This is a genomic window from Gilliamella sp. Occ3-1 (genome assembly GCF_001690655.1).
In the GTDB taxonomy this organism is placed as follows: domain Bacteria; phylum Pseudomonadota; class Gammaproteobacteria; order Enterobacterales; family Orbaceae; genus Gilliamella; species Gilliamella apicola_P.
Map to the genome: position 1 here is coordinate 41,982 of NZ_LZHQ01000025.1, position 10,259 is coordinate 52,240.

The 10,259-nt window shown below is 37.7% G+C and carries 8 protein-coding genes; all 8 read left to right on the forward strand.

Annotation, left to right across the window (positions count from 1 at the left end; genetic code table 11):
• Position 1 precedes the first annotated feature (1 nt).
• Positions 2 to 847 carry a co-chaperone DjlA gene (gene djlA / locus A9G43_RS07370; protein ID WP_034913354.1) on the forward strand — a complete coding sequence of 282 codons (846 nt, stop codon included), beginning with the start codon at positions 2 to 4 and terminating at the stop codon, positions 845 to 847.
• A 14-nt stretch (positions 848 to 861) separates the two neighbouring features.
• Complete coding sequence (locus tag A9G43_RS07375) at positions 862 to 2,304, forward strand: TrkH family potassium uptake protein (protein WP_065607913.1); 1,443 nt, start codon at positions 862 to 864, stop codon at positions 2,302 to 2,304.
• A gap of 142 nt (positions 2,305 to 2,446) precedes the next feature.
• On the forward strand, positions 2,447 to 4,021 hold the full coding sequence (locus A9G43_RS07380) for a TerC family protein (protein ID WP_065607907.1): 1,575 nt from the start codon (positions 2,447 to 2,449) through the stop codon (positions 4,019 to 4,021).
• Between the two features lie 199 nt (positions 4,022 to 4,220).
• Positions 4,221 to 5,531 carry an NCS2 family permease gene (locus A9G43_RS07385; protein ID WP_034913348.1) on the forward strand — a complete coding sequence of 437 codons (1,311 nt, stop codon included), beginning with the start codon at positions 4,221 to 4,223 and terminating at the stop codon, positions 5,529 to 5,531.
• A gap of 308 nt (positions 5,532 to 5,839) precedes the next feature.
• A complete protein-coding gene (rpsL, locus tag A9G43_RS07390; RefSeq protein WP_034883792.1) occupies positions 5,840 to 6,214 on the forward strand; it encodes a 30S ribosomal protein S12 in 375 nt (124 codons plus the stop codon).
• Between the two features lie 99 nt (positions 6,215 to 6,313).
• A complete protein-coding gene (gene rpsG, locus A9G43_RS07395) occupies positions 6,314 to 6,784 on the forward strand; it encodes a 30S ribosomal protein S7 (protein ID WP_034915550.1) in 471 nt (156 codons plus the stop codon).
• A gap of 113 nt (positions 6,785 to 6,897) precedes the next feature.
• Complete coding sequence (gene fusA / locus A9G43_RS07400) at positions 6,898 to 9,000, forward strand: elongation factor G (protein WP_065607909.1); 2,103 nt, start codon at positions 6,898 to 6,900, stop codon at positions 8,998 to 9,000.
• Between the two features lie 69 nt (positions 9,001 to 9,069).
• Complete coding sequence (gene tuf, locus A9G43_RS07405) at positions 9,070 to 10,254, forward strand: elongation factor Tu (protein WP_065605820.1); 1,185 nt, start codon at positions 9,070 to 9,072, stop codon at positions 10,252 to 10,254.
• Positions 10,255 to 10,259: the final 5 nt, after the last annotated feature.

Sequence of the window (10,259 nt, forward strand, 5' to 3'; positions counted from 1 at the left end):
TATGTCTTTTATCTGGGCAATAATTGCAGGCTTTGTTTTGAGCACTGTATTAAAAACAGGATGGGGATTTATTCTTGGGCTTTTTGTTGGGCCAATGCTTTACCGCACGTTTTGTAATAAATTGACCGAACAAAGAACACAAGCAAATCCAACACTTTATTTAACTGTTGTTTTTGAAGTTCTAGGTCACTTAAGTAAAGCTAAAGGGGTCGTCACACAAGATGATATTAATCTTGCTAGTCAATTTATGGATAGATTACAACTTGACCGAAACGGCCGAAAACTAGCACAAGATTCATTTAATAATGGTAAAGCAAGTGACTACCCACTAAGATCTCGTTTGGCTGAGCTATACGCACAATATCGTTTTCGACGTAATGTGTTAAATATTTTTTGTGAGCAATTGATCCAAGCCGCATTAGTTGATGGCGTTTTAGACGAGAAAGAACAACAAATTTTATTTATTGTGGCTGAAGAATTTAATATTCCGCGTCAACAAATGGCAATATATATCCAAATGATGATGGGAAGTTATCACTTCCGTCAAAATGGCTATAGTAACCAACACGGACAACGAGGCCAATACCAACGCAGTAATAATTATGGAAATTATCAAGGTCGCTCACCACAATCCGACCTACAAAATGCTTACAAAATTTTAGGTGTTGCAGCTACAGCTGAAATCTCAGAAATAAAAAGAGCTTATCGTAAATTAATGAATGAGCATCATCCTGATAAGTTAGTATCGAAAGGCTTACCGAAAGAGATGCTTGAAGCCGCCAAAAAACGTGCACAAGAGATTCAAGCGGCCTATGATCTTATCAAAGCATCACGTGGATTTAAGTAGAGACTATCATCATGATGCATTGGCGATCAATTTTACGAATTATCGGTTTATTAGTATCCCTATTATCGATATTCATGTTATTACCAGCACTTGTTGCATTAATCTATCGCGATGGGGCTGGTACAATTTTTGTTCGCTCTTTTTTTGTTGCCTTAATTTTAGGAATTGCACTATGGTTTCCTAATCGTAATCATCGCCACGAGCTGAGCACACGTGAAGGCTTTTTTATCGTCGTACTATTTTGGGTTGTTCTAGGATCAATTGGCGCTTTTCCTTTTATTTTTGATACACATATTAATTTAAATTTAAATACTGCATTTTTTGAATCATTTTCAAGCTTAACCACAACAGGTGCCACCACAATTGTTAAGTTAGATCATCTACCTAAAGCTTTACTTTTCTATCGCCAATTATTGCAATGGCTTGGAGGGATGGGGATTATTGTGCTAGCTGTTGCTATCTTACCATTACTGGGGGTAGGGGGAATGCAACTTTATCGTGCCGAAATTCCCGGTCCGCAAAAAGACAGTAAAATGCGTCCACGTATTGCTGAAACAGCTAAAACACTTTGGTCAATTTATATTTTGCTAACAACGCTTTGTGCTATTTGTCTCTGGCTGGCCGGTATGAATGTATTTGATGCTGTGTCACATAGTTTCTCTACAATATCAATGGGAGGGTTTTCAACCCATGATGATAATTTAGCCTATTTTAATAGTCCGGTAATCAATTACATTGTCACCCTCTTTTTGATTTTATCCGGCTGTAATTTTGCGCTCCATTTTGCCGCACTAAGTGGCTTTTCGATTAAAGAGTACTGGCGTGATCAAGAGTTAAGAATATTTATATTTATTCTACTGATACTAGTTGCTATCTGCACAATTGTTATTTATTTCTATAAACCACACCGCCTGAGCATTGATAAAATTATCTTACAAGTAGTATCCATATCATCAACAGCAGGCTTTAGTGTCGATGATATCAACACATGGCCATCATCATTACCAATCTTTTTATTGTGCGCTTCATTTATTGGTGGTTGTGCGGGATCAACGGGTGGCGGTTTAAAAGTGGTTCGTGTGTTAATTTTGTTTATGCAAGGCTCACGTGAACTAAAGCGCCTTATTCATCCTAACGCTATTTATACTTTAAAATTAAATAATCGCGTGGTTTCTGAACGCATAATCGAAGCGATTTGGGGATTCTTTTCTGCATATACGTTGGTCTTTTTAGTTAGCTTATTTATTATTATGGCAACAGGCATTGATGCCACTGACTCTTTTTACATAGTAGCATCATCACTTAACAATTTAGGGGTCGGTCTTGGTAGTGTAAGTGATAATTTTGCTAGTGTCAGTGATATAGTAAAATGGGTAATGGTGGTTGACATGTTATTTGGGCGATTAGAAATATTTACCTTACTAGTTTTATTCACACCAACATTTTGGAAAAGCTAAATTTATACTGAAACATATAGTTACCGGAAAGTTTTTAACAGGATATGCAATTTTTATAAATATTTTATTGATTATTTGCTCAATTACAGACAGAATTACAACGCAGCATGTGCTGTATTTATTAGAGGTAATCACCTGACATATGGAATGGATCATGGATCCTACAATCTGGATTGGCTTATCCACTCTGGTTGTACTTGAAATCGTCCTTGGTATTGATAACATTGTTTTTATAGCCATTCTTGCCGAGAAACTTCCCCCCCAACAACGAGATAAAGCCCGCGTTACCGGTCTTGCTTTTGCATTAATCACTCGAATTTTATTATTAATGTTTACGGGTTGGTTAGTCACACTTACTACACCGCTATTTTCGATATCCGAGATCAGTTTTAATGCCCGACAACTAATTATGCTAATTGGTGGTATATTTTTGCTATTTAAAGCTACCATGGAGCTAAATGAACGCCTTGAAGGCACATCAAATGAAGATGGTAAACCTAAAAAGACATCTCACTTCTGGACTGTCGTTGCTCAAATAGTTGTACTTGATGCTGTGTTCTCGCTTGATTCAGTCATTACAGCTGTTGGAATGGTCGAACATATCCCTGTGATGATTATTGCCGTTTGCATAGCAATAGGCATTATGATGGTTGCAAGCAAACCATTGGCTAATTTTGTCAACGCCCATCCAACCATTGTGATCCTATGTTTGAGCTTCTTATTAATGATAGGATTTAGCCTTGTTGCCGAAGGTTTTGATTTTATTATTCCAAAAGGTTACTTATATGCGGCGATCGGTTTCTCAATCATGATTGAATTTTTTAATCAATTAGCCATACTAAATCGCCGTAAAGCATTAAATAAAAAACCGCTACGAGAACGTACTGCAGAAGCTATTTTACATCTACTAAAAGGTGATGCTGAGGAAGATCCAGATACTCATAATATTGATATCGTATCTGATACTAATAAAAAAGTATCAGTGTTTAATCATCAAGAACTCAGCATGGTTGAACGAGTACTTGGACTTGCACAGCGTTCGGTCAGTAGCATTATGACATCTCGACTTGATGTTGATATGGTCAATATTAATGACGATCGTGATGTTATAATAAAAGAAATTTTTGATAATCCTCATTCTCGTTTAGTTGTCACTGATAATGACTCAATTGATGAGCCTTTAGGTATTATCCAAGTTAATGACCTTTTAAAAGATGTACTACAAAGCAAAGCACCGATCGATATACACTCACTAATCAAACAACCTTTAATCTTTCCAGAAACCGTATCGTTACTGGTTGCATTAGAACAATTTAAAAAGGCCAAAACTCATTTTGCTTTTGTGGTTGATGAATTTGGTTCAATGCAGGGGGTTGTCTCGGTAACAGATATTATCGAAACCATTGCTGGTGATTTTCCAACAGAAGAAGAGGAAATTGATGCTAAACATGATATTCAATGTCTAGATGATAATAGCTGGATTGCTAATGGTTATATTCCAGTTGAAGAGCTAGTCCGTTTTGTACCAATACCGATCGATGATAAACGTGAATATCATACCCTAGCGGGGCTATTAATGGAAAAAGCTCAACATTTACTCAATGTTGGTGAAACCTTGCAAATTGGCGATTATTTATTTGAAGTAGCTGAAGTAGAAAGTCATAGAATTCTTAAAGTAAAAATCACGTTAAATAAACCTGATTCTGTAGCATTATAATACAGCAAAGAGAAATAACTAGAATAACGCTTGACCAAAATAAATAACTAGCAATAATTGACGCTGGAAAATTTTTGTTTATTTGAAGGTGCGGAGTAAATACTCCTCATCTTTTTTATTTTTCCCCTTTAGTAAAAAATAGGTAAAACTGTTTATAAACTTTTACTCTTACTTATCAATCTAAATTAGGCCTAAACTTATGAAGTCAATATTCGAAAAAACCTTTCAATTGAAAGAGAAAAAAACAACTATCGGTACTGAAATTATCGCTGGTTGTACTACCTTTTTAACAATGGTTTATATCATCTTCGTGAATCCTTCCATCTTATCAGCAACAGGTATGGATACTTCTGCTGTTTTTGTTCTAACTTGTATCGTAACAGCCTTTGCTACCATTTTAATGGGGCTATTTGCCAATTTACCAATTGCATTAGCACCTGCCATGGGGCTTAACGTCTTTTTTGCCTATGGCATATGTGGGGCAATGGGCTATTCTTGGCAAATTGGTATGGGAGCGATATTTTGGGGTTCTTTAATCTTTTTTGCGTTATCACTATTTAAAGTTCGTCACTGGTTAATTGAACATATTCCACAATGTCTGCGTGTAGGTATTAGTGCAGGTATTGGACTATTTATTGCTTTTATGGGATTTCAAAATATGGGCATTGTAGTCGCTTCTCCTTCTACACTATTAACTATGGGGAATATCTTATCGCTTAAAGTCCTATTAGGATCACTAGGTTTTTTCATCATTGTTATTTTAGCGGCGCGTAACTTTCATGCAGCAGTATTAATTTCAATTTTAGTTGTAACTTTATTAGCACTATGGCTCGATCCAAATATCACTTACCAAGGTATTATATCTATGCCACCAAGTGTAACTAGTGTTGTTGGTCATGTAGATTTAGCAGGTTCGCTTAATATCGGTATCATGGGCGTTATTTTTTCAATAATGATTGTCAGCTTATTCGACTCATCAGGCACTATTTTAGCACTAACAGATAAAGCAGGAATTAGTGACGAAAAAGGTCGATTCCCCAAAATGCGTCAAGCGCTGTTAATTGATAGTTTTAGCTCCTCTTTGGGTGGATTATTTGGTACATCATCAGTGTTAACTTATATTGAAAGTTCCGCAGGTATCTCTGTGGGCGGTCGAACAGGATTAACCGCAGTAGTAGTTGGACTATTATTCTTATTGGTAGCCTTTTTCTCGCCACTGGCACATTTAGTACCTACCTATGCAACATCAGGCGCACTTATCTTTGTTGGGATCTTAATGGTTTCCAGCCTAGTTAAAGTTAACTGGTCTGACTTAACAGAGGCAACACCCGCTTTTATTACAGCAATTATGATGCCATTTGCCTTTGCAATTACTGAAGGGGTTGCACTAGGTTTTATCTCTTATGTAGTGTTAAAAACCTTTACTGGCAAATTTAAACAATTAAATCTTTGTGTAATAATTTTTGCTTTACTATTTGCTTTAAAATTTATTTTTATTGATCATCATTAAAAATGCCCCCCATCGTTACTTACGATGGGGAAATTTTTCTAAGATACCTAACGCACTTATTGTGCTATACCCAGTACCTAATTATAAAAATTAAAATCTAGTGTCTTTCTATTAAAATAGCGACCGCCTTCGATAAATAATTAACACCAAGATCAAGAACTTATTGATCGCAAAAACTTGACATTATCTCCCCTGGGGTCTAGAATCTTGCGACCCAGAACTTATACACATAGGTTTTGGTCTACAGTTATTAATTACGTATCTAAAAAGCAATTTTAAATTTATTTTAATTAATCAGGAGCTTATTAATGGCAACAATTAATCAGCTGGTACGCAAACCAAGAGCACTAAAGGAAGCAAAAAGCAACGTTCCTGCCCTTGAAGCATGCCCGCAAAAACGCGGTGTTTGTACTCGTGTTTACACAACTACACCGAAAAAACCAAACTCAGCATTACGTAAAGTATGTCGTGTACGTTTAACCAACGGTTTTGAAGTTACTTCTTATATCGGTGGTGAAGGTCACAATCTACAAGAACATAGTGTAATTTTAATCCGTGGTGGTCGTGTTAAAGACTTACCTGGTGTTCGTTACCACACTGTTCGCGGTGCATTAGACTGCGCAGGTGTTAAAGATCGCAAACAAAGCCGTTCTAAATACGGTGTTAAACGACCTAAAGCTTAATGGAACTCCGTTAAGTAAGGCCAAACTATATAATTCCATTTAACTCATTTGAGTTTTGGGTAAACCTGAAAATTTATAACATATAAACGGAGTATTCCAATGCCACGTCGTCATGTTGTCGGTCAAAGAAAAATTCTTCCTGATCCGAAGTTCGGTTCAGAGTTACTGGCGAAATTTGTAAATATTTTAATGATAGATGGTAAAAAATCTATCGCAGAATCAATCGTATATTCAGCTCTTGATAAATTAGCTGAGCGTAGTGGAAAAGACCACTTAGCAGCTTTTGAAGTTGCATTAGATAACGTAAGACCAACTGTAGAAGTTAAGTCACGTCGCGTTGGTGGTTCTACATACCAAGTTCCTGTTGAAGTGCGTCCAGTTCGTCGTAATGCACTTGCAATGCGTTGGATTGTAGATGCTGCACGTAAACGTGGCGATAAATCAATGGCTTTACGCCTAGCGAATGAACTTATGGATGCTTTTGAAAACAAAGGTACTGCTGTGAAAAAACGCGAAGATGTTCATCGTATGGCTGAAGCTAATAGAGCGTTTGCACACTATCGTTGGTAATATTCTCTCTTATAGTTGTATAAGTGACTTGAATTAGGACTGATAGCCCTTATCTGCTATTAGTCACCAAAATGATGTTTTATTAAGCAAACGATTCTAAACAGAGGATTAATATGGCTCGTACAACCCCTATAGCACGCTACCGTAACATCGGTATCAGTGCACATATTGACGCAGGTAAAACAACAACGACTGAACGTATTTTGTTTTATACTGGTGTTAGTCACAAAATTGGTGAAGTTCATGATGGCGCAGCTACCATGGACTGGATGGAACAAGAACAAGAACGTGGTATTACTATCACATCTGCGGCAACAACAGCATTCTGGTCAGGTATGGGACAACAATTTGAACCACACCGTATCAACATCATCGACACACCAGGACACGTTGACTTTACAATCGAAGTTGAACGTTCCATGCGTGTTCTTGATGGTGCAGTAATGGTTTACTGTGCGGTTGGCGGTGTTCAACCTCAATCAGAAACTGTATGGCGTCAAGCAAACAAATATAAAGTTCCACGTATTGCATTTGTCAACAAAATGGACCGTATGGGAGCCAACTTCTTACGTGTTGTTGATCAAATTAAAACTCGTTTAGCAGCAGTTCCAGTTCCTTTAGTTTTACCAATCGGTGCTGAAGAAGGATTTACTGGTGTTGTTGATTTACTTAAACGTAAAGCAATTAACTGGAATGATGCTGATCAAGGTGTAACGTTTACTTATGAAGATGTGCCAGCGGACATGGTTGACCAAGTTGAAGAATGGCGTTCTTTCTTAATAGAAACTGCAGCTGAAGCAAGTGAAGAGTTAATGGAAAAATACCTTGGCGGTGAAGAGTTAACTGAACAAGAAGTAAAAGCGGCATTGCGTGAGCGCGTACTTGCCAACGAAATCATCTTAGTAACTTGTGGTAGTGCCTTTAAAAACAAAGGTGTACAATTCATGCTTGATGCGGTTATTGAGTATTTACCAGCACCAACTGATGTACCTGCAATCAAAGGTGAATTACCAAATGGTGAAGCTGCTGAACGTCACTCAAGTGATGATGAACCATTCTCATCTTTAGCGTTCAAAATTGCAACAGACCCATTTGTTGGTAACTTAACATTTTTCCGTGTTTACTCTGGTGTTGTTAACTCTGGTGATACTGTTCTTAACTCTGTAAAAGATAAAAAAGAACGTTTTGGTCGTATCGTTCAGATGCATGCTAACAAACGTGAAGAAATTAAAGAAGTTCGTGCGGGCGATATTGCTGCTGCAATTGGTCTTAAAGATGTCACAACAGGTGATACTCTTTGTGCTGAAAGCGCACCAATTATTCTTGAAAGAATGGAATTCCCAGAACCCGTAATTTCGGTTGCTGTTGAACCAAAAACTAAAGCTGACCAAGAAAAAATGGGTCTTGCTTTAGGTAGACTTGCTCAAGAAGACCCTTCATTCCGTGTTCACACTGATGAAGAGTCAGGTCAAACTATTATTTCTGGTATGGGTGAGCTTCACTTAGAAATTATCGTTGATCGTATGAAACGTGAATTTAAAGTGGAAGCAAATGTCGGTAAACCACAAGTTGCTTACCGTGAAACAATTCGCAATGAAGTAGAACAAGAAGGTAAATTTGTTCGTCAGTCTGGTGGTCGTGGTCAGTACGGTCATGTGTGGTTAAAAATAAAACCATTAGAGGCTGGTGGCGAAGGCTACAAATTCAACAATGAAATTGTTGGTGGTGTGGTTCCTAAAGAATACATCCCTGCAGTTGACAAAGGCTGTCAAGAACAAATGAAAAATGGTGTTCTTGCTGGTTACCCAATCGTTGATGTTGAAGTTACTATCTTTGATGGTTCTTACCATGATGTTGACTCATCAGAAATGGCATTTAAAATTGCTGGTTCAATGGCATTTAAAGACGGCTTCATGAAAGCTAAACCTGTGCTTTTAGAACCAATTATGAAAGTAGAAGTCGAAACTCCAGAAGATTATATGGGTGATGTTATCGGTGATTTAAATCGCCGTCGAGGTATGATCGAAGGAATGGATGATACTGCAACTGGTAAAACAGTTAAAGCACAAGTTCCACTTTCAGAAATGTTTGGTTACGCAACAGATCTTCGTTCACAAACTCAAGGTCGTGCTTCTTACTCAATGGAGTTTTTGAAGTACAATGAAGCACCAACAAATATTGCAACCGCAATTATTGAAGCTCGTAAAGCGAAATAATTTTTATCTAAATAAAGTAACGCTCCCCTTAATAACTTAAGGGAAGCGATTTAATAAAGGAACATTAAGATGTCTAAAGAAAAATTTGAACGTACAAAACCCCACGTTAACGTTGGTACAATCGGCCACGTTGACCACGGGAAAACAACTTTAACAGCTGCAATTACAGCTGTACTTGCAAAAAAATACGGCGGTCAAGCTCGTGCATTCGATCAAATCGATAACGCACCGGAAGAAAAAGCACGTGGTATCACCATCAACACTTCACACGTTGAATACGATACACCAACTCGTCACTATGCACACGTAGACTGCCCAGGCCATGCTGACTATGTTAAAAACATGATCACTGGTGCTGCACAAATGGATGGTGCTATCTTAGTAGTGGCAGCAACAGATGGTCCTATGCCACAAACTCGTGAACACATCCTTTTAGGTCGTCAAGTAGGTGTTCCTTACATCATCGTATTCTTAAATAAATGTGATATGGTTGATGACGAAGAATTATTAGAATTAGTTGAAATGGAAGTACGTGAACTTCTATCTCAATATGATTTCCCAGGTGATGATACACCAGTAATTCGTGGTTCTGCGCTTAAAGCGTTAGAAGGCGATGCAGCATGGGAAGACAAAATTGTTGAATTAGCAGAAGCATTAGATAGCTATATTCCAGAGCCAGAGCGTGATATCGACAAACCATTCCTATTACCAATTGAAGACGTATTCTCAATTTCAGGACGTGGTACAGTAGTAACTGGTCGTGTTGAACGCGGTGTAATTAAAGTTGGTGAAGAAGTTGAAATTGTTGGTATCAAGCCAACTACTAAAACAACTTGTACTGGTGTTGAAATGTTCCGTAAATTGCTAGACGAAGGTCGTGCAGGTGAAAACGTTGGTGTATTACTACGTGGTACAAAACGTGAAGAAATCGAACGAGGTCAAGTACTTGCAAAACCAGGTTCAATCACTCCACATACTGATTTTGAATCAGAAGTGTATATTTTAAGCAAAGATGAAGGTGGTCGTCACACTCCATTCTTCAAAGGTTACCGTCCACAGTTCTACTTCCGTACAACTGACGTAACTGGTACTATCGAATTACCAGAAGGTGTAGAGATGGTAATGCCTGGAGATAACATTAAAATGACAGTATCCTTAATTCACCCAATTGCAATGGCAGAAGGTTTACGTTTTGCGATTCGTGAAGGTGGTCGTACTGTTGGTGCAGGTGTTGTTGCTAAAGTTATTAAGTAATCAAA

Coding starts and splice junctions, on each gene's coding strand:
- fusA (WP_065607909.1), top strand. CDS start 6,898: ATGGCTCGTACAACCCCTATAGCACGCTACCGTAACATCGGTATCAGT.
- djlA (WP_034913354.1), top strand. CDS start 2: ATGTCTTTTATCTGGGCAATAATTGCAGGCTTTGTTTTGAGCACTGTA.
- rpsG (WP_034915550.1), top strand. CDS start 6,314: ATGCCACGTCGTCATGTTGTCGGTCAAAGAAAAATTCTTCCTGATCCG.
- A9G43_RS07375 (WP_065607913.1), top strand. CDS start 862: ATGCATTGGCGATCAATTTTACGAATTATCGGTTTATTAGTATCCCTA.
- tuf (WP_065605820.1), top strand. CDS start 9,070: ATGTCTAAAGAAAAATTTGAACGTACAAAACCCCACGTTAACGTTGGT.
- A9G43_RS07380 (WP_065607907.1), top strand. CDS start 2,447: ATGGAATGGATCATGGATCCTACAATCTGGATTGGCTTATCCACTCTG.
- rpsL (WP_034883792.1), top strand. CDS start 5,840: ATGGCAACAATTAATCAGCTGGTACGCAAACCAAGAGCACTAAAGGAA.
- A9G43_RS07385 (WP_034913348.1), top strand. CDS start 4,221: ATGAAGTCAATATTCGAAAAAACCTTTCAATTGAAAGAGAAAAAAACA.